General features: G+C 55.6%; 20 protein-coding genes. 7 read left to right on the top strand and 13 right to left on the bottom strand.

The annotated features are described in order from the left end of the window. Positions 1 to 498: 498 nt before the first annotated feature. Positions 499 to 927, bottom strand: coding sequence for a hypothetical protein (locus tag ACR0AI_RS14170; RefSeq protein ID WP_480674924.1), 429 nt, complete (start codon positions 925 to 927; stop codon positions 499 to 501). A 105-nt stretch (positions 928 to 1,032) separates the two neighbouring features. On the opposite strand from ACR0AI_RS14170, the gene ACR0AI_RS14165 reads away from it, so the two are divergent. Together ACR0AI_RS14165 and ACR0AI_RS14160 are read left to right on the top strand one after the other, a co-directional pair. After that, entirely contained in the window at positions 1,033 to 1,797 is a 765-nt protein-coding gene (locus tag ACR0AI_RS14165) for an MmyB family transcriptional regulator (protein ID WP_480674922.1), read from the top strand. Between the two features lie 255 nt (positions 1,798 to 2,052). After that, complete coding sequence (locus tag ACR0AI_RS14160) at positions 2,053 to 3,381, top strand: MATE family efflux transporter (RefSeq protein ID WP_480674920.1); 1,329 nt, start codon at positions 2,053 to 2,055, stop codon at positions 3,379 to 3,381. 241 nt (positions 3,382 to 3,622) lie between these two features. Here ACR0AI_RS14160 and ACR0AI_RS14155 read toward each other — a convergent pair whose 3' ends face one another. The 4 genes from ACR0AI_RS14155 to ACR0AI_RS14140 all read right to left on the bottom strand — a co-directional run bounded on the left by ACR0AI_RS14155 (position 3,623) and on the right by ACR0AI_RS14140 (position 6,377). Continuing rightward, positions 3,623 to 3,841 carry a GFA family protein gene (locus ACR0AI_RS14155; RefSeq protein ID WP_480674918.1) on the bottom strand — a complete coding sequence of 73 codons (219 nt, stop codon included), beginning with the start codon at positions 3,839 to 3,841 and terminating at the stop codon, positions 3,623 to 3,625. Beyond that, positions 3,834 to 4,403: a DUF2087 domain-containing protein gene (locus tag ACR0AI_RS14150; protein ID WP_480674916.1), complete on the bottom strand. Its 570-nt coding sequence runs from the start codon at positions 4,401 to 4,403 to the stop codon at positions 3,834 to 3,836. Before ACR0AI_RS14150 ends, ACR0AI_RS14155 begins: the two co-directional genes overlap by 8 nt. Before the next feature lie 229 nt (positions 4,404 to 4,632). After that, the gene (locus ACR0AI_RS14145; RefSeq protein WP_480674914.1) at positions 4,633 to 5,049 is read right to left on the bottom strand and encodes a VOC family protein; all 417 of its coding nucleotides are present in this window, start codon (positions 5,047 to 5,049) and stop codon (positions 4,633 to 4,635) included. Positions 5,050 to 5,126: 77 nt separating this feature from the next. After that, complete coding sequence (locus ACR0AI_RS14140) at positions 5,127 to 6,377, bottom strand: MFS transporter (RefSeq protein ID WP_480674912.1); 1,251 nt, start codon at positions 6,375 to 6,377, stop codon at positions 5,127 to 5,129. A gap of 119 nt (positions 6,378 to 6,496) precedes the next feature. Between ACR0AI_RS14140 and ACR0AI_RS14135 the strand changes: the two genes are divergently transcribed. Further along, the gene (locus tag ACR0AI_RS14135; RefSeq protein WP_480674911.1) at positions 6,497 to 7,273 is read left to right on the top strand and encodes an AraC family transcriptional regulator; all 777 of its coding nucleotides are present in this window, start codon (positions 6,497 to 6,499) and stop codon (positions 7,271 to 7,273) included. 227 nt (positions 7,274 to 7,500) lie between these two features. Here the strand turns inward: ACR0AI_RS14135 and tcuB are convergent, their stop codons facing one another. The 3 genes from tcuB to ACR0AI_RS14120 are packed head-to-tail and all read right to left on the bottom strand — an operon-like array spanning position 7,501 to position 10,659. Continuing rightward, positions 7,501 to 8,583: a tricarballylate utilization 4Fe-4S protein TcuB gene (tcuB, locus tag ACR0AI_RS14130; protein ID WP_480674909.1), complete on the bottom strand. Its 1,083-nt coding sequence runs from the start codon at positions 8,581 to 8,583 to the stop codon at positions 7,501 to 7,503. Beyond that, positions 8,573 to 9,967 (bottom strand): FAD-dependent tricarballylate dehydrogenase TcuA, encoded by a 1,395-nt coding sequence (tcuA, locus tag ACR0AI_RS14125; RefSeq protein WP_480674907.1) that lies wholly within the window; start codon positions 9,965 to 9,967, stop codon positions 8,573 to 8,575. The genes tcuB and tcuA overlap by 11 nt, the downstream gene beginning before the upstream one ends. 11 nt (positions 9,968 to 9,978) lie before the next feature. Then, on the bottom strand, positions 9,979 to 10,659 hold the full coding sequence (locus ACR0AI_RS14120) for a GntR family transcriptional regulator (protein WP_170766421.1): 681 nt from the start codon (positions 10,657 to 10,659) through the stop codon (positions 9,979 to 9,981). A 78-nt stretch (positions 10,660 to 10,737) separates the two neighbouring features. Here ACR0AI_RS14120 and ACR0AI_RS14115 point away from each other — a divergent pair, with 78 nt between their 5' ends. Then, complete coding sequence (locus ACR0AI_RS14115; RefSeq protein ID WP_480674905.1) at positions 10,738 to 11,802, top strand: AbrB family transcriptional regulator; 1,065 nt, start codon at positions 10,738 to 10,740, stop codon at positions 11,800 to 11,802. Here ACR0AI_RS14115 and ACR0AI_RS14110 read toward each other — a convergent pair. From ACR0AI_RS14110 to ACR0AI_RS14090, 5 genes are all read right to left on the bottom strand, one after another. Beyond that, complete coding sequence (locus ACR0AI_RS14110; RefSeq protein WP_480674903.1) at positions 11,771 to 12,751, bottom strand: D-2-hydroxyacid dehydrogenase family protein; 981 nt, start codon at positions 12,749 to 12,751, stop codon at positions 11,771 to 11,773. The genes ACR0AI_RS14115 and ACR0AI_RS14110 overlap by 32 nt on opposite strands. 14 nt (positions 12,752 to 12,765) lie before the next feature. Continuing rightward, positions 12,766 to 12,984 carry a hypothetical protein gene (locus ACR0AI_RS14105; RefSeq protein WP_480674901.1) on the bottom strand — a complete coding sequence of 73 codons (219 nt, stop codon included), beginning with the start codon at positions 12,982 to 12,984 and terminating at the stop codon, positions 12,766 to 12,768. A 51-nt stretch (positions 12,985 to 13,035) separates the two neighbouring features. Then, positions 13,036 to 14,124 carry a 4-oxalomesaconate tautomerase gene (locus ACR0AI_RS14100; RefSeq protein ID WP_480674899.1) on the bottom strand — a complete coding sequence of 363 codons (1,089 nt, stop codon included), beginning with the start codon at positions 14,122 to 14,124 and terminating at the stop codon, positions 13,036 to 13,038. Positions 14,125 to 14,211: 87 nt separating this feature from the next. Further along, positions 14,212 to 16,242 carry a tripartite tricarboxylate transporter permease gene (locus ACR0AI_RS14095; protein ID WP_170659840.1) on the bottom strand — a complete coding sequence of 677 codons (2,031 nt, stop codon included), beginning with the start codon at positions 16,240 to 16,242 and terminating at the stop codon, positions 14,212 to 14,214. 79 nt (positions 16,243 to 16,321) lie between these two features. Beyond that, on the bottom strand, positions 16,322 to 17,410 hold the full coding sequence (locus ACR0AI_RS14090; protein ID WP_170377047.1) for a tricarboxylate transporter: 1,089 nt from the start codon (positions 17,408 to 17,410) through the stop codon (positions 16,322 to 16,324). Between the two features lie 139 nt (positions 17,411 to 17,549). Here ACR0AI_RS14090 and ACR0AI_RS14085 point away from each other — a divergent pair, with 139 nt between their 5' ends. The 3 genes from ACR0AI_RS14085 (at position 17,550) to ACR0AI_RS14075 (ending at position 21,367) form a co-directional block, all read left to right on the top strand. Beyond that, entirely contained in the window at positions 17,550 to 18,218 is a 669-nt protein-coding gene (locus tag ACR0AI_RS14085) for a response regulator transcription factor (protein ID WP_480674897.1), read from the top strand. Continuing rightward, on the top strand, positions 18,215 to 19,582 hold the full coding sequence (locus ACR0AI_RS14080; protein ID WP_480674895.1) for a sensor histidine kinase: 1,368 nt from the start codon (positions 18,215 to 18,217) through the stop codon (positions 19,580 to 19,582). Before ACR0AI_RS14085 ends, ACR0AI_RS14080 begins: the two co-directional genes overlap by 4 nt. Positions 19,583 to 19,882: 300 nt before the next feature. After that, the gene (locus tag ACR0AI_RS14075) at positions 19,883 to 21,367 is read left to right on the top strand and encodes a BCCT family transporter (RefSeq protein ID WP_480674893.1); all 1,485 of its coding nucleotides are present in this window, start codon (positions 19,883 to 19,885) and stop codon (positions 21,365 to 21,367) included. Positions 21,368 to 21,634 lie beyond the last annotated feature (267 nt).

Raw genomic sequence — 21,634 nt, 5'->3', positions numbered from 1 at the left:
ACCTTGATGATCTGCGGAAGAAACCAAGTTTGGCGATGTGAGACTGTCGGTCAGAGCGTACATCTTGTTAGAATTTGCGACATTCAGGCGGCGGATTTCGGCGCCTTCGAATGAACTGAAGACCGACCATTGCGATCACGCCAAACAAATTACCTGCGTTTAGGCCTTCTCACCTCCTCTATTGGAGCGCCCTACAGATTTTGCTTGAGGTGGAGTGGTTCTGTTGGTCAAGGCCCAGAGATTATTTTCGGATACCAATCATATTGCCGCGTACGCAGCTCGCTGTTCTGCCCTTCTCTGCAAAGGCAAATCCGCTGGTCGTCGAACTAGCACTTTTCGGACATATACGAGCGGCTCAAACCAAGTGTCGAAAACAGCAACGCCTTTGAGAACACCGGCATGTCCAATGTAGAAACTGCCGTAGAATTCGTCTCGACCATTGAAGCTCTTTCAGAACAGCCAGTCGTTCTCTTCAAACCCGGTGAATTCCACTTCACGTCAGGATGTTACGTGTTTGCTTGCCGAGCCGGCACGGCAAGACAACAGGATCAGGACCAGAAAGGACATGTTTAGTACGGCGTTGAGGGGCGCCCCGACCAAAATCGAGCCTGAGCTATCGACGCAAAACCAGGACCATGCCGCAATCTGAGCAGTCTTGGTCGCAGCCACCGCCGATACCGGGGCAACGTATGTGCCCAGCGCCCATTGCATTCCTCCCAGACCGACCGTCAGGCCACCGGTGATAACCAGCAGTAAAGGCACTGGAACCGTCAGTTCCGAGGGAACGGCGTGAATTGGCCAATACGCGACTTGCAGAAAGATATGCGCGACGGGGTGCAGAAACGGCAGTGCGGCCAGAGCAAAGAGCACCCCGGTTGCAACAAGAACTCCGCCTGAAATACGCATTGCTAACTGTTGTTGGGTCATGATTTTCTCCTTTCAGTATTTGCTCTTCATGAGACTTGCGGCGGGTCCAAATCAATTACCTCAGAGGTAAGTGAATTCTGTTCGGACCCTTGCTAAAATCAGGTCATGACACCCTATCCCGGCATGCTGAAAGAGTGGCGAAAACGACGCAGAATGAGCCAGTTGGACCTTGCGATCGAAGCTGAGGTCAGCGCGCGCCATATCTCCTTTCTTGAAACAGGGCGGTCCCGGCCCAGCCTAGACATGATCCTTCACCTGTCAGAGGTCATGAACCTTCCGGTCGAAACCCGAAATCAGATGATGCGCGCCGAAGGTTTCGCGCCGCGTTTTGCGACAACGCCGATTGATGGCGCGGCGATGTCACCCATCCGAGATGCAGTCAAATGGACACTTCGGCGGCATGCCCCTTACCCAGGAATGGTTCTGGACCGACTCTGGAATGTTGTGATGCTCAACAGCGGAGCACAAAGGCTTTTCAAGCCGCTGGGGATCGGCGAGGGGCAAAGCCTGCTGGACCTGCTGACCAGTCCGGTGATGCCTGAGCTTGTCGAAAACTGGCCCGAGGTCGCGCATCACACGATGTTGCGGCTGCGCGCAGAAAGCGCCAACGCAGGCGGCATACCCGCACTGGACACCGCGGCGCGCGCTCTGTCACAACAAGGGCACGCCCGCAGTGATGCGGCGATCGGGCCGACAATTTCTACGATATACCGCTTTGGTGGTCAGAGGCTTTCCATGTTTGGAACCATTGCGCAATTCAGCACAGTCGCGGACGTCACGCTGGACGATTTGAAGATTGAGCTGTTTTTTCCGGCCGACGACCAAAGTGCCAAATTTCTGCGTGACCTTGCCCAAGAGGCTGCCAATTAAATCATGGTTTTACCAGAGCCCCACCACGTCCCAGTGAACCTTGCTCATTCCTGACCTTGGCAGAGTTCGACAAACAACCTGCAAAAGCGATCTGGACGCCGAACAATTCTTCCCCTAGAACCTTTCCTGTTAACTTGTCCCTAAAAGGACCAATTTCATGGTGTTCCCGTCGCAGGGCTGAGCAGCCCTTTTTCATTCTGAGCCTAAAGCTCCTTACCGCGACGTTTTCGCCGGATCTTCTCCGGTAGGTGACCCATGACAGACCAAATCCTGATTTCGCAGGCGCCCACCCGCGCCGAATTTACACCGCTGATCCGATTGGCCGTCCCACTGATGGTCGGGCTGGCCGCAGCGCTATTGATCGGAGTCGTAGATACGGCGATGATTTCTCCGCTCGGGACGGTTCCGCTAGCGGCGGCTGGCGTGACCACGGCCGTTCTGATTATCTTGATTTCCACTCTTTGGGGCGTGATCACCGCTATTTCCGTACAGATCAGCCAAGCCGAGGGCGCACGCGATGCCGCGCGGGTTGCGCTGGCGTTGCGCAGCGGGCTGTTGCTGTGCCTTCTGGGCGGCGGCGGCGCGGCATTGGTGATGATCGCGCTCTATCCGTTGCTGGGGCCTTTGGGTCAACCGAAGGAGGTTCTGGCGATCTTGTTCCCGTACTGGATGTCGATGGCGATTTGGATCGTGCCTTTCACTCTGTTCTTTGGCCTGAAGGCTCTGTTCGACGCCGTTGGACGGCCCTGGACGGCCGTGGCGCTGTCTTATTTGGGCGTCCTCTTCAACGTACCCGCTAACTATGCCTTCATTCACATCCTTGATCTTGGAATTCTGGGCGCTGGTCTGGCCAGCATACTCTCGCAATGTACGTCGCTGGTTGCCGGGATCTATGTGTTGATACGCGCGCCTGGGCTGGCCGCCTTTCGTCAGCGGGTGACCGTTGCATGGGCGGACGTCTGGTCACAGGCCAAAGACGCCCTGCCGCTCTGTCTTGGCTATGCGGGTGAAGGCGGAGCCTACGCCGTAGTGGGCCTGATGATGGGCTGGTTGGGGGCCGAGGCGCTAGCCGCCCACCAAATCGTCAACGCGCTTGCGGGGCTGGCCTATATGATCCCGCTGGGCATGGCGGGCGCGGCCTCGATCCGTGTGGGTCTTGCAGTCGGCGCAGGTAGTCAGGAAAGGCTCAGACCGATCCTGAAGGCGTCCTTTGCGATGGTCACGCTCTGGCAGGCGATTGCCGCCATCGTCTTCATTGCTGCGGGGCGGTTGATGGCGGAAAGCATGTCGGACGACCCGGCCGTCATTGACCTCGCGGTCACGTTGTTTTTTATCGTGGCACTGCTGCAGGTTGCGGATGGCGTTCAGGGAACCGCGTTGGGTGCGCTAAGGGGAATGTCGGACATGAACCTGCCGACGATCATCACTCTGACTGCCTATTGGCCACTTGCCTTGCCGGCTAGCTATACACTGGGGTTCCTTTTCGATCTCGGAGCGGTTGGTGTCTGGATTGGCTATACTCTGGGTTTGGTGGTAGCAGCCGTCGCCCTACCCTTGCGGTTCTGGGCGCTGACACGGCCCTGAATTTTGGGGCCGATCGAATGAGGAAACTTAAACGGGAACCGTTTCTGCTCCTGTCCTCCAAATGAAACGATAGACAGCGTTACCGTTCGTTCTGTGGCAGTCCATCATCGATTTAGTAGTAGTCGCCTTTCTCTGACACAAAGACATGCAGCGAGAGCGAGGTGTTCGTTGGTCCGTCGAATGTGCCCATGACAACAGCCGTCCAGTCATGGTGGATCGGATCCCAGAACAATGTTGACCCTCACGCGCCGCAGAAACCCCGCCGGACCTTCTCGGATGAATGGTACCATCGCTCTGCGTCTTCTCCTTCTACCCGAAGCGCCGTCCGGGGAATGTCGATTGAGGCTTCGTAGTGACCAGAATGCTTACGGCATTGCTGGCAGTGGCAAGCAGTTGGCCGCGTTAGGTGACCGTCCACTTCGATCCGCACGGCGCCGCAGAGACATGAACCCTCATGCATGGCCCACCTCCTTCGCTGTTTGTGAGTTTGTCCGACGTCGCAGGCTTAGAGCTTTGATCAGAGCTTTTGCCTCCGCTGGCGGTTCCTGTTCGATGCGTCGGTAGTCTGTTCCATCGTTGCGGCGGGTGAGAAGACCGCAGGAAACCATTGTTCGGCGAAGTGTTGCGGGATCTTCGAAGAGGTGGTCCAGGGCAAGGCGTTCATTTACCTCACGTTCTTGCATAGGCTTTGTAGCAGGAAGTCTCGCCCAAAGCGCCCAAAGCGCAAGCGTCTGCACTTTGCGCTTGGACGGCCATTGAATGAGGCGACCAACAGCATCGAATTGATGTACGGCTCGCTCTACGGCTCGGGCATCAAAAGGCGGCTCGTTAGTCGAGCGGACAAGTCTTTGCCCAGCCGCATGAACCGATCGCATATGTTGTAGGTTTTGAAAGCCCACGGCACGCGCAGCCATGTTCATGAGTACCAAATGCGACGGGCTTGCGTCGCCCAACTGTTTGGACAGGGAGCGTACAAAGCCAGTCAGGTCGTCGGTGTACAACGGCAAAGGAAGTTTAGGCATGGGTCATCCAATTCGAGCGCCAGTGCTGGGTCGTCGGTCGCTGGCTTGACGAAACGGCGCTCTCATCTTGAGTGAATGGGTGCTATGCCGTTTGTTCTTTTTGGCAGGTTTAGCTCTCCAAAAGGAGCAGCGACGCCTCGGTGTCTGCCGACCGTGAACGAGGCATAACAATCTTTGCGACTTTGGCCAAGGCTGCATTCTGATGGCCATTGCGTCATTACCTTTGCTGTCATCCATCCCGCCCCGGTTCGCTCGGATCGCTTGAGAACAATGCGATCTTGTTGCCCTGAGGGTCGCGCAGGTATCCGACGAAGAAGTTTGGTCCGTAATACTCTCGGAAGCCCGGCGCGCCCTCGTCGGACCCACCGGCCTCAACAGCGGCGAAATGAAGGTCGCGAACCTGTTGTTGACTGCGTGCCTCAAAGGCAATCATTGTCCCGTTTCCAGCCGAAGCCTGAGACCCATCGAAAGGGGATTTGACATAGAACTCAGGTAGGTTTGGTGTTTGTCCTGGTTTCGCAGGTAGCGCGTAGCTCAGATCACCGTGATAGTACTCCAGCTGATAACCAAGATCCGGCAGGAATGCGGAATAAAACCGTTCCGCAAGCCGCAAGTCGTCGGCACCAACAGTAATGTATGCGATCATTGTCTAGGTTCCTTAAAAGGTTGTCATTTTGCTAACCGAAATCTGTCTAAATACCCTTAGCGATACCAAACTTTTGCCTAGAGGAACCAGTATCGGCGCGTATGCTCAGCTTTGGCTTCTTCGATCGTCATACGTTTTCCACCTCTCGGGGCCACCGAAGTGGATACGTTAAATCGCTTTGACTTACGCAGGCCCCCAACGCTTAGTAATGTTACAGCAACTGCAAGTGCGGCGCAGAGGCCAAACATGACACCCCATGAAAAACCTGCCGCTACTCCAGCTAGCGCCGCTCCAAACGCGCCTACGCCATCCAATATCGCGAATGCAAAACCCAGCGTGGTGCCTTCACTTCGATCCGAATGATCAACAGCCGCCGCAAGGATCACCGGCCGAACTGCGTCCAACGACGCTACCCCGAGCGTCATCATGGCGATCATGATCCAGAACGGAGGATCGAAAATCAGTGTGCCAATTGCCAAGGCCGCAAGCCCATTTCCGGTTGCAAGTACTGGCAAGCGGCCAATCCTGTCGGAAATTGATCCAACCCAGGGCTGAGCCAGTGCACCACTAAAGACAATAGCCGCGAAGGCGATCCCGATGGTTCCTGGTGCAAAACCGTGAGCTGTCGCCAGATAGAACGGTATCATGCTCAACAATCCGATCAGTAACATGTTGTAGAGTGAAACTGTCGCGACGAGGCGTAACCCGCTTCGGCTCCGCCATGCCTGCATCAGCTCCGAAATGTCTTGTCGGTTCACACGCGGATTTTTGACGGCAGGGACTGCTTCAGCCACCCTAAGAAAACAAAGACCGACGAAAACAGTCGGCAGTACCGAAACGACCAGAGCACCACGCCAATCGACCGTCGATAGAACCAAACCGGCGGAGAGTGGAGCCAAGACTTCAGCGAGCGAACCGCCAACCGCATGTATACCCAAGGCACGGGCGCGAGTATTCCTGTTGGTGCTCGTCAACACACCAGTTGCAATCGGATGCCAGGCCGCATTTCCCATCCCAGCAATCGCCAAAAGTACGGCCAGGCTCCAAAACCCCGAAGCCAGTGACGCAATCGCGTAGCCGATAGCGACCCAAAAGAAGGTGCTGACGAGAAGGCAACCTCGGTCGGAGACATGGTCCGCCACTAGACCTGCTGGCACATAGGCCAGAGCACCGCCAATGGTGAACAGCGTGAAAAGCAAGCCGACCTCGGCAGGCGAAAGGTGCATTGAGAGGCCAGCAGCGGGCACAATCAGCCACAGGGCTGCGATTGGCCAGTCGTTCGCGAAGTGGCCCACGACGAACCAGGCCAACAGGGTTCGGTTTGTCATGGTAGCTTTTTCTTTCAGAGCGGCACATCGGACCCAATGCCCAAAGAATTAGTAATACCTAGCTAGCGGTGATATGCCTGTCTGTCGAAAACTAGGCTACTACCATCGAGGAATCGTCATTGTCTGAAGGCTTAACAAAACAAGCTGATCGCCCCAGATATGTCGGGGAGACAATCAAGCCAGTGTCAGGCGAAAGCTACGACTGGCATAGTCACGATTTTGGCCAACTCATCTCCGCAGCTTCGGGCTCGATGTATGTGGGCACACCTGACCGAGTTCTGCTCCTAAGCCCGGCCATGGCGATTTGGATCCCCCCCGACCAACAGCACTGGATGCGCTACGGTTCGAACAACGTCATGCACTACGTGGATGTCAATTGTGATGAGGCGGTGCGGCTTGGTTCCGCCTGCCGGGTCGTCGCGATGACGCCGGTTCTTGATGCGCTGTTTGTTGCCGCGATGCCTGAAGCTACAAATACACGCACGACCGCTCATAACGCAGCGCTGCACACCCTTCTCAGACACGAGCTGCTCGCTGCAAAGGACGTACCGCTCACTCTGGCTTTGCCCAAAGACGCGCGACTACAGGGAATTGCTCAAACTGCCCTTGATGACCCTGGCAGCGTTCGTTCGGTGGTGGCTTGGTTGTCGGATGTGCCTGCAAGTCGAAAGACCATTGAACGACTTTTCATTGCAGAAACGGGCATGCCACCGTCAAAATGGTTGCGGCACGTAAGGGTCCTTCATGCCGTATCACTGCTTGCATCGGGTGCAAGTGTAATTTCCGTGGCGTTTGACATGGGATACGAGTCGACGAGCGCGTTCAGCTACATGTTCCGACAAACGCTTGGCATCAGTCCGAGAGAAGTTTTGAAAAACCGAATTGTTATTGCATAACGACTAAGCAATCGTCCCAAAGGGAACATCCAGCCGCCAAAAGCGATGCTACGTCGCAGCCCGTCGAACCTGCCATTCGCTGCGCCTGCGCAATCTGATTTTTGCTGGATGATCGAAACGCGGACAAAGCTGCCATTTGTGCCGATGTTGTCAATTGAAGAAACGCGCCTAGTTGACATCAGGTACGCTTCAAGATCGATTTCTTCTGCTCACTTGGCGCTGGTTATTTACTTGCAAACAAATGACAATTCTCTCTTCCGCTGCGCGTCTCTGATCAAAGCCGCGAGCCGGTAGAAGCCATGAGCCATCTTGGTGTAGGGCATTAGCAGGAAGAAAGTCAGAACCGATCCAAGGTGGATGGCAAGCAGCGCAGGCATCAGAGACGTTGAACCAAGGGCGTAAAGGACTAGTCCGCTCAGGCCGACAAAACCGAGCAGCAGGATGAAACCGATGTCACCACCCCAAGCAGACGGATCGCCAAGCTCTCGATCAGATTTTTGCTTGAGCAGAACCATAGCTCCGCATCCCACTGTCAGCAGGATACCTCCGGATACGCCGAAGAGTTTTGGCAGGGACCAGAACCCGTAGGGCGCGTGCAACCCGAACCCGTAGTGCATAACCGTCGCCACCGAGGTCGACGCGAAACACAGCAGGAAGCCGTACATGATAGCGTGGTGAATGTGACGGCGCCCTTGGCTGAACCGATCTTCATCTTCAAAGTTACATCCCTCACCATGCCCGGCAGCCAGATCCTGCATCTTGCCAGCGCGTTTGAAGGCGGCCTGCAAATCAGACAATTGGAGGGGTTTGCCCCCGACTTCCGCCCAATAGCGCCTTAGGCTGATAGCCACGCTAAAGAGTGGTAACAAGAATGCCGGCGCAAAGATTGCGACCATCGCATTGTGGGACAGGACAGCATAGAACCCCTCTCCTCCGCTTGATCCAATGGCGCGAATTGCCCAGAACAACAGGGCAAATCCAATTACCAGTGCCAAGGCAATAGCCCCGCCGTGAGTGTGAAACCGGCGCGCCAGAGGCTGCGGCCAGGCGAAGCTTTCCCAGCTGTCCCGCCGCACTTCGGCCAGAGCTTTCGGCAGGTTCAGGTCAAACTCGTGCGGAGCTGTGTACTGACAGGCATAGTAGCAGCCTCGGCAGTTGTGGCAGAGGTTGGCGAGTTGCGTTATGTCTCCGTCGGAAAACGCGCGTTCCGCATGCAGGGATGGAAAGACTGAGCAGTAGCCCTCGCAATACCGGCAGGCATTGCAAATCTCGGCCTGACGGCGGGCTTCTTGAATTAGTTCAGTTTGCATAAGCGGCGGCCTCACGTCCTGCGATGCGTCCAAAAACGGTTCCGATAGTCATGCCGAACCCGGCCAAGTAGCCTTGCCCCAAGATTGACCCGGCCATCGTCTCGCCGGCAGCCCAAAGGTTTTTGATCTTGCCGTCAGGGGTCGAGCACTGCGCTGTGTCGTCAACCTTCAGGCCCAGATAGGTGAAGGTCACGCCGGTGCGCAGCGAATAGCCATAAAAGGGCGGCTCCGTGATCGGACGCGCCCAGTTCGTCTTGGGCGGCGTCAGACCCGAGGTCGTGACCCCGTCCAACTCGGTCGGATGAAATCCACCGGTATCGCCGCATGCTTCGTTGAATTCAGCAACGGTCGCTTTCAACTTGTCGGCAGGCAGATCCATCATTCCGGCCAGTTCTTCCAAGGTGTCCGCCTTTAGCGGTGGAAAGACCGAGGGCATAAACAGGTTCAGCGACTTCGCATCGATTATCACATAGCCAACTTGATCCGGCTGGGCCGCAACAAGACGCCCCCAGATCGCATAGCGCTTGGGCCAAACGTCTTCGCCCTCGTCATAAAACCGCTCCGCATTCTTGTTCACGACAATTGAAAACGGCACGCAGTCCAGGCGGGTGACGATACCGCCGTCAAACTTCGACGCGCGCCCGTCAATTGCGACGGCGTGGCACTGGGTCGGATCGCCGACGCTGTCCACACCCTGATCCAGCAAATCAGACAGAACCACGCCACGGTTGTATGGAGTACCCCGGATCAGGAAGTTCTTTGCAGGCTCACCCCATGCACGGGTGAGCCAATCCGTGTCGGCCTGAAACCCACCCGAGGCAACGATGACCGCCTTGGGCGTGATGCGATGAGACTGGCCCTCATAGGTGTAGTCGACCCACTCGATCCGATCACCATTCAGCTCCAGATGCGTGACAGCAGCTTCGTACAGAACATCGACACCCAAACCAGCAGCAGTTCGGTAATATGCGTTTACCAGAGACTTCCCGCCCCCCATGAAGAAGGCGTTGGTCCGCGCCAGTGACAATGTCCCGGACAGAGAGGGTTGGAACCGCACCCCGTGTTCTTCCATCCACGGCAGGCATTCCTCGGAGGTTCGGATCGCGAGGCGAGCAAGATGTTCGTCGGTTTTGCCGCCAGTGACCTTTAGCAGATCTTCAAGATACTCATCTTCACTGTATTCTTCGATCAGCGGGCCGAGAGGAGCGCCATGCATACAACGAAAATTGCGCGTATGGCGGGAGTTTCCACCACGATAGGGTTTTGGCGCCGTCTCGAGGATCAGAACACGGGCGCCTGCCTCGGCAGCAGTCATCGCCGCGCAGAGGGCAGCATTCCCGCCGCCGATCACAGCGATATCATAAGCTTCCTTTTGGGTGGCCATATCCTGTCTACCTATTGATTTTCGTCGGTTGTCCGGTCGCGTTCTTGCAACGCCCGAATGCGCATCCGTTGTGCGGCCTGAATATGCGCGCGCATTTCTGTTTCAGCCGCTGCGCCATCGCGGGCTTTTAAGGCAGCCATGACGCGCTTGTGCTCTGCCACTGCTGTCTCGGCCCGATCACCGTCCAGCAATTGCGAGGGCCCAAGGATCAACAGCGCTTTTTGCAAGGACAACATAGACTTGGCAAGAAACCGGTTCTTTGCTGCGTCCAAAAGTGTGGCGTGGAAAATCCGGTTGATCCGAGCCGCTTCCGAGCCGGTACCAGCCTCGGCCAAGCGATCATTCAAAACGCTCAGCTCATCCAATTCGACATCCGATGCCGCACGCGCAGCTAAACGTGCTGCAGTTCCCTCGAGCACCGCTCGCATTTCATAGAGTTCCATTACTTCGGCATAATCGAGGCTGCGGACGGTTGCGCCCTGCCGTGGCACATGAGTGACCAACCCGTCTGCTTCCAACTGCCGGATAGCCTCGCGTACAGGAGTGCGGCTGACGCCTAGCCGTTCCGACAGCTCAATCTCGCGCAGGCGTTCGCCAGGCAGAAGTGTGCCATCCCGAATCTCGTCCAGCAGGCGTTGATACGCTGAATTGCCTTGTGGACCAGGCTGTAAGGGGTCGTCTTGAATGGTCATCGAGCGCTCTCTTGTCTTCTTGCGTCCAGTTGTATACATTTGGATACACAGCGAGTCAATATTGTTGGAAGCCGCGCCTTGCCCGCCCAAAACAAAACACCTTCTCTCCTAACAAAGCGGGCCGTAACACTGGTCCTTGCACTACTGGGCACCGGAGTATTTTGGTCGTTGAACCTGCCGCTGCCCTTTCTTTTCGGCCCAATGAGCGCGTGTCTGATCGCTGCCCTGGCGCATGCCCCCATGGAAGGTTTTGGTCAGGTCTCGGTTGCAGCGCGCACCATACTAGGCGTTGCAGTTGGGGCTTCGATTACCCCTGCCCTTTTCGCCGAGCTGCCGAAAATGGCCGCGTCTATTGCACTGGTCCCGTTCTTCATCCTGCTGATCGCACTGGTAGGCGTGCCCTTCTTTCGCAAGATCTGGGGGTTTGACTCCACGACCGCGTTTTACGCCGCCATGCCTGGCGGATTGCAGGACATGATCATCTTTGGAGCCGAAGCAGGCGCCAACCCGCGTACACTTTCCCTGATCCACGGTACGCGCGTGTTGATCATCGTGACGCTGGCCCCGCTGTTTCTAACGGTGTTTTACGATGCCCAACTCACCAATCCGATCGGAGAGCCTGCGCGTGACCTCCCTATAAATGAACTGGTGCTGATGGTACTGGCCGCCCTAATAGGCTGGAAAGGCGGTGAGCGGATCGGCCTGTTCGGAGCATCCATCCTCGGCCCAATGATCCTGACAGCAGCCCTGTCACTGGGGGACTTCATTCATACCCGACCACCGCGCGAGGCCATCCTTGCAGCGCAGTTTTTTATCGGTTGCGGGATAGGCGTGAAATTCGTGGGCGTCACTTGGGTCGAACTCCGTCGGGTGGTTGCAGCGGGCTTCGCCTATGTCATCGTCCTTGCCATCCTTGCCGCCGCTTTCACCGCCGTTGTCACCACGTTGGGCTTTGGCCAACCGGTCGAGGCTTTCTTGGCCTTTGCCCCCGGCGGACAGGCAGAGATGACAGTATTGGCGATCGTCTCGGGCGCGGATCTGGGCTTTGTGATTACACACCATCTGACAAGGATCGTGCTGGTGATCATCGGCGCGCCTATAGCGGCCAATCTTATCCTGCGCTGGTCCAAACCTCGGGGTTGATCATGTGGATGGGAGCGCCTTCAGCATAGGCGTTCACCTGATCGAAAATATCTGCGAATTGCAGATCGAATTCGTCCTCGGTCACAAAGCCGATATGCGGTGTCGCGATCAGGTTTGGGTGCGATAGCAAAGGGTCATTCGGGTCCGTCAGGGGCTCGGCATCAAAGACATCGATTGCGGCCTTGCCCGGGCGACCCGCGTTCAGCGCATCCAACAAAGCACCCGGAGCGATCAGCCCGGCCCGGGATGTGTTCACAAACATTGCTCCCGGTTGCATCTGCGAGAAATCCGACGCTGCTATGATGCCGCGTGTATTTGGCTTTAGGCGAACATGGACCGAGACAACATCGCTATCGGCAAAGAACGCTTCGCGGCTTGCTGCGACCTGCACGCCGTCTGCCTGCGCCCTTGCCCGGCCTTCGTCCGAAGACCACCAGACCACATTCATCCCGAATGCCTCGGCGTAACCAGCAACGGCGCGGGCGATGCGACCATATCCATAGAGCCCCAGTTGCCGCCCTCTCAGGGTCTTGCCAACCCCGGCCTGCCAACGCCCAGCTTTGACCGAGGCCATCTGCGCTGGCAAATCGCGCATCCCGGCCATGATCAGCGCCCATGTCAGTTCAGCTGCTGCATATGAGGGCGTTCCGCCATGCATGTTCGAACAAAGCAGCACACCGTTATCCGAGCATGCCTGCACATCAACATGCGGATACACGCTGCGCTGACTGATCAATTTCAGGTTTGGGAGTTTTTCAACCAAATCGCGGGTGATCTTGGTGCGCTCGCGAAACAACACCAGCGCCTCAGCCTCCTGCAAGCGTTCAGCCAATTCGCTGGTATCTTCGACATGGTCTGTCCAGACCTTCACGTCATGGAGAGATAGCTTCTCAAAACAGGGCAGGCCCTGCAGAGTGTCAAACCAATCATCCAGAATGTGAACTTTCATCGACTATCTCTACCCTACTCGGTGCTTAGTTTTCTTGGTGTCGGCACAAAATGACGTGTGTCGAGCGCTTCTAACGCGTTGCGAACACGTTCGCGCTGATCCAGCAAATGGTTGAATTGCTCATCGCACCCAGCAATCGGTGTCGGGTAGTCCGCGATGTCCCTCCGCAGAGCCGACTGCGCCAGCCTGAGTTCCTGACGCGCGATATCGAGGCATTCAGAATAGTCATCCATCGAGGCATCCTCATAATGTATACCATAGTATACCTTTGGAGAGCCGCCTTTTCAACTGTCGTTCCACACAGATTCCGGTACATAAACATGCCCATCCGCCAATTTACGCGCTGTTCTCACCAGACCGGCGGCATTCACGTTGAACTCCTCGTCGTTTGAGAAGTCCACCAGAACTTCGATCTGGCCTGAGGCGTGCTCCAACACAACGTCAGCCGGGCTTGAATCCGGGCGATCAAGCAACCCGTCTGCGACGGTTCCGGGCGTCAAAGCGCAAGACGCCATGCATTGCGCACCCGTAACGGCCATTGTTGGGTGGCTTTTCCATGGCATGAAATACCGAACCGCAAGGGTTCCGCCCTCTCTGGCGGGTGCCATCAGGCCGAATTTGGGAGTTACCGATTTCGATACGTCCCCCATACCCATCCGTTCCCCGGCTTCGATCCGCACGGCCTCCATCCGATCAAAGAAAGCACGATTGGCATCCAGCTCTTCGGCGCTTTCATATCCTGTCAGTCCGAAATCGGCCGCCCGGGCTATCGCCATCGGCATAGCGACATCCATGCACGTCAGCTCGATCCCCTGCACTGTATCGCGCAAATTTCCAGTGGGCAGAAATGCACCTGTTGCTGAGCCCACAACGCCCATGAAACTCAGTTTCACCGGTGCAGAATGGCCGGGAACTCCGGCGATTTCCGCGTCACCCTCATAGACCAACTCGCCGCCCGGGGTCTGCACTTTGGCAACGACGCGGGCGCCTGTATTGACGGCGCGAATGCGGATTTCGGTCTCATCGCCGTTGGGCTGAAACAATCCCATTTCGATCGCAGCTGGACCAACTCCTGAGAGGATGTTTCCGCAGGTGGGTTTGAAATCGACCAGTTTCTCATCCACAGAAACCTGCGCGAAGAAATAGTCGATATCGGCCCAGTCGTCCTCGCTGACTGACAGAATCGCCACCTTGGTCGTCACTGCGTTACCGCCACCGATCCCGTCGATATTGAGCGCTTGTCCAGCCCCGAGGGCAGCGACCAGAACATCAGCCAACTTATCCCTATCTTCAGGCAGATCAGAGCGTCGAAAATAAGGCCCTCGGGAAGTGCCGCCACGCATGAAAACATATGGGATTGCTGTCTGGGTCATAGCGAACCCTCCTTTACAAACCGTTGAAATTTCTGATTTCAGTGCTGCCCGGTTGCCAGATAGGCAGGCCGAGCAGACGTTGAGCGCCTACTTGAGCGGCCATGGCAGGTTCACCATGTCTTGCAGCAGACCTGGCGGGAAATCCCGGTTCAGAGCGCCAGCCATGAAGCACATGAAACCGATGCCGCAGGCCGTAAGGAGCAGCGTCATCTGCCAGCTGGACCCGGCGCGAATGCGGAAGAATGCGATCAGGAACCCGATCAACGCCAGGATGAACCCCACAACCCACGTGGCCGCGATCAGACCCGCAAACCACGCGAGCGTTGACCAAAGTCCATGTGGCGCGCTCGCATCCTCACCGGCGAGTTCCTTGTCAGCAAAGATCGCATCCCCTTCGGGTCGCCGCATCATCTGGATCAACAGGATGACGCAGCAGAACAGCGACACGCTGCCGATCACCAGCGGTATGATCTTATCTGTCATGTTGTAGTCAGGGATCATGTTGGCATTGATCAATGCCACGATCAGGTAAGCCATGATCACCAGCAAAAAGATCAGCGGCGCGCGCTTGCTGCCGGATTTAACCTCCCCTTCGGCCATGATCATCTTGGCTTGACGAATGCCAAGAATAACCGAAACCACGGTGACCACGATCAGGACGATGACGATCGGGCTGAAGACGTATTCCATGCCTTCACCAAAGCTTTTGCGGAAGCGGAAAGAGGCAATCTGGAACGCCTGGTTGGTGAACTTCTCAACCGGGTTGGACAACACGAACCCAATCAGGAAGGCCGGGCGTGACCAGTCGAAACGGCGCAGGAAGATACCGATCAGGCCGATGACAAACAGGGCCAGAAGGTCTTCGAAATTCTGACCGGACTGGAATGCCGCAAAGCTGATCAGCATGAACAGAAACGGCGCCAGATAGGTGAAGCGGATCGTCGTTAGTTTGGCGATGCCACCCGAGGCAGCGATACACAGGATGGTGCCCACCACGTTGGCGAGAGCCAGCAGCCAGACGATAGAATAAGTGATGTCGAGGTTGTCCTTGAGCATGCTCGGACCAACCTCGATATCGCCGGATCCCAACAGTGCAACTGCGCCGATAAAAATCGCCATCGAACCCGAACCGGGGATGCCAAACAGCAGCGTCGGGACCAACCCCCCGCCCTCCTTGGCGTTGTTCGAGCTTTCCGGTCCGATGACGCCACGCACTTCGCCCTTGCCAAAGTTGCTTTTGTCTTTGGTCGATTGGACCGAATGGCCATAAGCGATCCAGTCAACAACCGAGCCTCCGAGACCAGGAATGACACCGACAACCACGCCAATGATCGAACAGCGGACCGACAACCAGATGTTCGCGGCCCAGTCCTTGACGCCATCAAACCAACCCGCTCCCAGCGAAGCGCCCTTGGCAATGGATCGGTCTTGACGCAACAGCGAGACGATTTCCGGCACCGCAAAGATACCCAAACCAACGATGACCAATTTCAGACCGTCCGTCAGGTAAGGAATGTCATAAGTGGCCATACGAAGTGAGCCACCTGCGTCCGCTTCGCCAATCGTGCCGACCATCAGGCCCAGCCCAGCGGCGGCAACGCCTTTTAGCGGGATACGTCCGGCAAGAATGGCGACCATGGAAAGACCAAGTATAGTGATCATCAGCATCTCGGGCAGGCCGAATGCCAGAACGATTGGCCGCGCGATCAGGATGAACATGGTCAGAAAAGTTGCGCCGACTAAACCGCCAAACAGCGATGACGCAAAGGCCGCTGACAATGCACGCGCGGCCTCACCCTTTTTCGCCATCGGGAAGCCGTCCAGCACCGTCGCCTGTGAGGCGGAACTGCCGGGGATGCCCATAAGAACCGATGCAAAGGTGTCAGAGGTCGGAACAACAGCAACCATCCCGATCATCAGCGCCAACCCAAGAATAGGGTCCATGCCGAACATGAAAGGCAGTAACAAAGACAGACCAGCAATACCGCCAAGTCCGGGGAAAACACCTACGGCCAGTCCCATAACGACACCGAGAATAAGATATCCCAGAACAATAGGTTGCAGGATCAGACCCCACGCATCACTCAGCGCAGGAAGAGCGGTGGCGAAAACCTCCATAGCGGCCGCCTTTCATTAATTGTCTTGTGTTTGGAAATGCGCGCGCCCGACATTGGGGCACGCGCGGTGGTGTCTGGGCTTAGTTCAGCTCGACACCATAGGCTTCTTTGAGCCAGTTCAGAACGTAGGCTTTGGCGTTGTCGTCGACATTTGTTGCGGTTTGCAGCGCCGCCTTAGAGCCGTCGCCTACGAACACTGGGTACTTGCCGACGCGCTTTGACGAGATTTCGGCAAAGTCGCCGCGCTCGGTTACAGCCTGGAATGCGGCGGTGTATGCGTCGACCACTTCCTGAGGTGTATCACCCGGAAGGAAGGCCAGCTTTTGAACCGGGAAACCGGCTACAAAGAATGCTTTCCAAGCATCCCATGCCTCACCGCTGGTTTCACAGCCATCAGTGGCTTCACAGACTTCCTTGAATGTCGGGATGTCCGGGAAGGTCGGGTCACGGACGATATTGCCGTCTGCATCCAGAGCACCCCAGGTCATCATCGGCACAGCCTGACCAGATTCGACCAGCGGGGCCGAACCACCCAAGTAGCCGGACGAGGTCTGATAGTCGATGTTGGCTTCACCGCGTTCGAACATTAGACGACCATCGCCACGGCCTTTGATGCCAAAGACAGGCTCGACATTCATACCCAGCATTTGCCAGGCCAGCAGTGGCACGAGGTCAAGACGTGTCGCTCCCTGCGAACCATAGATGAAGTTGGTGTCTTTCAGCGCGTTTGCGGAGCCATCAAACTTAGCTCCATCCTCGGCGTTAAGATAGGCAACACCACCGGTTCCCGATGCCATAACCGGGATCCAGTCGTTGTACTCGTAGCGCACGCGCGGATCGCTCAGCAGATAAGGGAATTGAGTCGAACCGGAGGTGCCAAACAGCAGCGTTCCATCGTCGTGACTCTGCTCCTGAAACCAATTTGCGCCTTTGGTCGATCCGGCGCCGGGCATGAATTTCACAACAACAGTCGGTTGACCCGGCAGTGCTTCGGACAGAAGCGGCGCAAAGAAATTGGCCCATTTGGCAGACCCGCCTGTTTCCGAGAACGGGATAACCCATTCAACTGTCTTGCCCGAGAAATCGACCTCGGCAGCGGCAGGTGCGGCGATACCGGCGGCGGCGATCAGCCCCACGACGGCGCGACGGGTGAAGTTGGAAATGGTCATTGGTTCCTCCCTGTTGACCAAACAACCACGCTAGCGCCCTCTGCGCCACCGTGATCGCAAATAGAACTGTGGGGTTGATTCCCCCTCCCATCTGGCAATCATGGAGCGCCAACCTTGCGCGAAACTTGCAGGAGACTCGATGCGGATCGTCATCGTCGAAGACAACGAGACCCTCGCCAACGCTATTGCTTATCGTCTGCGTGACCGCGGTCATGCGGCAGAAGTGCTTACGGATGGCGACGAGGCTGACTTGTATCTTACGCAAGAGAGTGCCGACTTGGTTGTTCTGGATATCAATTTGCCCGGGCAGTCGGGATTGGAGATCCTGAAATCCCTGCGCAATCGCGGTGACGGCGTACCAGTGATCTTGCTTACGGCACGTGCCGAAACAAGCGACCGGGTTTCGGGGTTGGATATGGGCGCCGATGATTACCTGGTTAAGCCGTTCGAAATGGACGAGTTGGAAGCACGCATCCGGGCGCTTTCTCGACGCAAAGATCTCGACTACGGCGCAAAGGAGAGCGTTGGTGGTCTGGAATTCGATCGCGCTGCCCGTCAGGTTAGTGTGCAAGGTGAAGTTCTGGATATTCCACGGCGGGAAATCGCGGTTCTTGAATGCCTGTTAGAGCGCAGGGGCAGAATTGTTCCCAAAGGCCAACTTACAGATTACGTCTATGGCGTGGGTGCCGATGTGGAGGCCTCGGCCGTTGAACCTCATGTATCTCGGCTGAGAAAACGTCTTCAAGATCTCGGTATTAGAATTAAGACAGCCCGTGGTCTGGGATATCTGCTTGAGGTGCAGAAGTGATCAATCACGGCTCGCTCAGGTTAAGACTTTTCATTCTTATCCTCACCCCCTTGGTGCTGATTGCCGCCCTGCTCGGTCTTTGGCGTTTTATGATTGCGCAGAATACGGCTCAGGAATTGTTCGACGACAGCCTGTTATCTGCTGGCCTCGCAATATCGCGAGATGTTGCGATTTCGGGGGGTGACGCGCTGTCACCAACGACACGCAGCATGATACGGGACGCGTCGGGCGGAGAGATTTTTTACCACGTAACGGGCCCCGGCGGCATCTATGTGACAGGTTATGCCTACCCACCGGCAGCCACCAACCCCTCTGATCAAGAGGTGTATAAGCCACGGTTTTTCGAAGCGCTCTACCGCCAAGAACCAGTGCGTGTTCTAAAGATGACGGAACGAGTGACCATAGAAAATCTCATCGGAGATGCGACAGTTACAGTCTGGCAACGTATGGCCGATCGAAACGCTTTCGCGAACGAACTGTCAATCCGCGCAGGAATTCTTATGGGAATTCTGCTGGCCACTCTCGCCATTGTTGTATGGTTCGGCGTCGCGCGTGGTCTGAGGCCCTTGTTGGATTTGCAGGACGCTATTGACTTGCGTTCACCAGATGACCTCAGTGAGATCAAGCGCCCCGTCCCGATCGAAGTTCAAGGAGTTGTCAGAACCCTGAACCGACTTTTTGGACAGGTGGAAAATAGTATCAACGCTCATCAAGTGTTTATATCCGAAGCTGCACATCAGCTGAGAAATCCGGCGGCGGCCGTGCAGTCAATGGCCGAAGCGTTGCAGGACGCGCAAACGGATGACGACCGAGAAAAACGCATCACAGAACTTGTTGCGGCAGCGAAAAACTCAGCAACAGTGGCCGAACAGCTGTTGTCACTTGAGAGGCTTAGGCAGCCGACGCACCAAGACCAAATGGATAAAATTGACTTCCGCTCGGTCGTGGAAGAGGCCTGCGCGGAAATGGGCGTTCACATCCTCGCAAAGGGTATCGAATTTGATGTCACGATGCCTGAGACGGCGGTCACGGTACTCGGCGACCGTATCTTTCTGATTGAGGCTCTAAAGAACCTGTTGGACAACGCAATCAAACACGGTGGCACAAAGTTGAGCCAAATCTCGGTTGTACTGCGGATTGACGGCAACTACGTCAAGCTAACGGTGGCCGATGACGGTGCTGGCCTGTCGCCCGACCAAAGCGAAGCAGCATTCAATCGGTTTTCTCAGTTGGAGCATTCCGAGGGCAGCGGACTGGGGTTGTCAATCGTCTCTGCAGTTGCGCAGCGCCACGGAGGAATGGTCAAAATCAACCCAATCGAAAGAGGTGCGAGCATTTCGCTTAAGCTCCCCATAGCCCTTTAGACTGTTTCCAGTTCTGATCGGAACCCGCGACCAGTCAAAATCAAGGCGCGTATTTGCGATTGCAGCGACAGTCAGTTTTCTTGCCCTGAGCGACGAACGCGGCGCTCAGCATCTATGCCTATGTCGCCTTTGAGCTCAAATCAGTCATCGGATGGAATTGTCTGGTCTATATGAACCGAACGACTGTTAAGCGGGACAAAACGGCTATGTGTTCCAATCCGGAAAAAAGTTTCCAGCTATTAGAGCAGGATAATCGCTGCTACGGTTAAGCGAAGCCATTCTTCTTCGATTGGGTAATTTATGAAAGTCAATGCGCTTTTGATTTCGGCTCTCTTCGTCAGCAGCTGTATTGCACTATGGGGTGTTGTCGACCCGCATGGCTTAGGTTCCGTGTCCTCAAGAATTGTCACCATCCAGTTCGAAAGCCGAGGCTGGTTCATTATGCTCGAAGCCAGCGCACTTTTGTTGCTGGCAATTTATCTCGCAGTTTCCAAGTACGGCGCTATCCGAATTGGACCCGAAGGTTCAGAGCCCGAGTTTTCGACTACAGCTTGGATTGCAATGCTTTTCGCGGCTGGTATGGGAGTGGGCCTGCTGTTTTTTGGCGTATCAGAGCCACTCACCCACTTTTCGGTAATACGCGATTTTTCTTCCGATCCAGAAGCCGCAAGGCTCGCCATGTTCGTAACCTATTTGAACTGGGGGTTCCACGCATGGGCCATCTATGGCGTCGTTGCACTCATAGTTGCCTATTTTGCGTATCGACGTGAACGTTCGTTGCTGCTAAGCGCTCCGTTGCTGGACGTGTACGGCGAGAAAACATGGACCCGCGGATTGGCTTGGTTATTCGATTTCTTATCTGTCGTCGCCATAGCCGTTGGCCTAGCGGGTTCGTTGGCCATGGGTGTGTTTCAAATTCAAACAGGGCTGGCAGGGGTTCTTGGAATACCAAATTCTCCTTATCTGACAGCAATTATTTTTGCCGCCATGTGCGTTGCTTTCCTTATTCCTCTGAGACGTGATCTAGGGGAAGGAATGTCAAAACTGTCCAATTTGGCCATGGCGATTGCGATCAGTCTTTTGGTTTTTCTACTTGTCGCCGGTCCCACGTCTTTTGTGATGAATTCGATCGTCTCGGGTTTTGGGCGTTATGTTTACAACGTCATACCTGCCGGTTTTTCGACAACAGAATTTTTTGATCAGAGCATTTCCACCTGGTTTCAGGACTGGACGCTTAACTACATGATCTGGTGGCTTGCATGGTCTCCATTCGTAGGCATTTTCATTGCACGCATTTCGCGGGGGCGCACAATACGCGAGTTTCTGACCGGGGTCATAATTGCGCCCACTCTTTTTTCGATTTTCTGGTTTGGTGTGCTTGGCGGTGTAGGTTTTTTTGATGTTTTGGATGGCAGCGGTCAACTTCTTGAGGTCAACGAAAAGAGCCTTGATGCGACGACATTCGCGCTCCTGCAACAGTTTCCATTAAAGTTTGTCACGCAGATCGCAACGATCACCGCCGCTTTCTTCTTTGTTGTTACGAGCGTCGTGAGCGCAGGATTCACACTTGCAATGATTGGAACAGGCGGAGACGAAAACCCCTCGCCGAGCGTTCGAACCATTTGGGGGATGGTGCTCGGCGCACTAGGGTTAGCCATGATCCTCGTAAACGATGTTTCACTAGTCAGATCTATTATCGCACTCTCAGCCATTGCGTTTGTTTTCATCGTACCAATTCTTGTGGTCTGTCTCCTCAAATCGCTTTCAAAAGAGGTCACCGAATGACAGGTTCGATCGTCGATACGGTTTTGAACGTATCTGTTTTTTTGTACATTGGTTTTTTGATCTGGCTCGTGCTTCATCGCGTTTAGAAATTTGTGTTTGAAGCGATTGAATTCTTGAGCCGATGCTCTGAGTAACTGAGTGTTTTGGGCTCGCAGTCGCCATTTGCTGCAGGTTGCATGAACTGGTGGTACGAGCCCCAACTTGCCGTTGGTCCTATTTTTGCCTTTTGTACAAAAGGCGGACTGCAAACCGCAAGGAAGCGGACTT

The organism is Ruegeria sp. BG3, from assembly GCF_056538485.1.
This window is presented reverse-complemented; position numbering and strand designations above follow the sequence as displayed.

Excerpts from the sequence above, each read along its gene's own strand:
- ACR0AI_RS14150 (WP_480674916.1), bottom strand. The coding sequence starts at position 4,403 with ATGCCTAAACTTCCTTTGCCGTTGTACACCGACGACCTGACTGGCTTT.
- ACR0AI_RS14120 (WP_170766421.1), bottom strand. The coding sequence starts at position 10,659 with ATGACCATTCAAGACGACCCCTTACAGCCTGGTCCACAAGGCAATTCA.
- ACR0AI_RS14110 (WP_480674903.1), bottom strand. The coding sequence starts at position 12,751 with ATGAAAGTTCACATTCTGGATGATTGGTTTGACACTCTGCAGGGCCTG.
- tcuA (WP_480674907.1), bottom strand. The coding sequence starts at position 9,967 with ATGGCCACCCAAAAGGAAGCTTATGATATCGCTGTGATCGGCGGCGGG.
- ACR0AI_RS14160 (WP_480674920.1), top strand. The coding sequence starts at position 2,053 with ATGACAGACCAAATCCTGATTTCGCAGGCGCCCACCCGCGCCGAATTT.
- ACR0AI_RS14155 (WP_480674918.1), bottom strand. The coding sequence starts at position 3,841 with ATGCATGAGGGTTCATGTCTCTGCGGCGCCGTGCGGATCGAAGTGGAC.
- tcuB (WP_480674909.1), bottom strand. The coding sequence starts at position 8,583 with ATGCAAACTGAACTAATTCAAGAAGCCCGCCGTCAGGCCGAGATTTGC.
- ACR0AI_RS14145 (WP_480674914.1), bottom strand. The coding sequence starts at position 5,049 with ATGATCGCATACATTACTGTTGGTGCCGACGACTTGCGGCTTGCGGAA.
- ACR0AI_RS14085 (WP_480674897.1), top strand. The coding sequence starts at position 17,550 with ATGCGGATCGTCATCGTCGAAGACAACGAGACCCTCGCCAACGCTATT.
- ACR0AI_RS14075 (WP_480674893.1), top strand. The coding sequence starts at position 19,883 with ATGAAAGTCAATGCGCTTTTGATTTCGGCTCTCTTCGTCAGCAGCTGT.
- ACR0AI_RS14140 (WP_480674912.1), bottom strand. The coding sequence starts at position 6,377 with ATGACAAACCGAACCCTGTTGGCCTGGTTCGTCGTGGGCCACTTCGCG.
- ACR0AI_RS14105 (WP_480674901.1), bottom strand. The coding sequence starts at position 12,984 with ATGGATGACTATTCTGAATGCCTCGATATCGCGCGTCAGGAACTCAGG.
- ACR0AI_RS14170 (WP_480674924.1), bottom strand. The coding sequence starts at position 927 with ATGACCCAACAACAGTTAGCAATGCGTATTTCAGGCGGAGTTCTTGTT.
- ACR0AI_RS14090 (WP_170377047.1), bottom strand. The coding sequence starts at position 17,410 with ATGACCATTTCCAACTTCACCCGTCGCGCCGTCGTGGGGCTGATCGCC.
- ACR0AI_RS14165 (WP_480674922.1), top strand. The coding sequence starts at position 1,033 with ATGACACCCTATCCCGGCATGCTGAAAGAGTGGCGAAAACGACGCAGA.
- ACR0AI_RS14100 (WP_480674899.1), bottom strand. The coding sequence starts at position 14,124 with ATGACCCAGACAGCAATCCCATATGTTTTCATGCGTGGCGGCACTTCC.
- ACR0AI_RS14095 (WP_170659840.1), bottom strand. The coding sequence starts at position 16,242 with ATGGAGGTTTTCGCCACCGCTCTTCCTGCGCTGAGTGATGCGTGGGGT.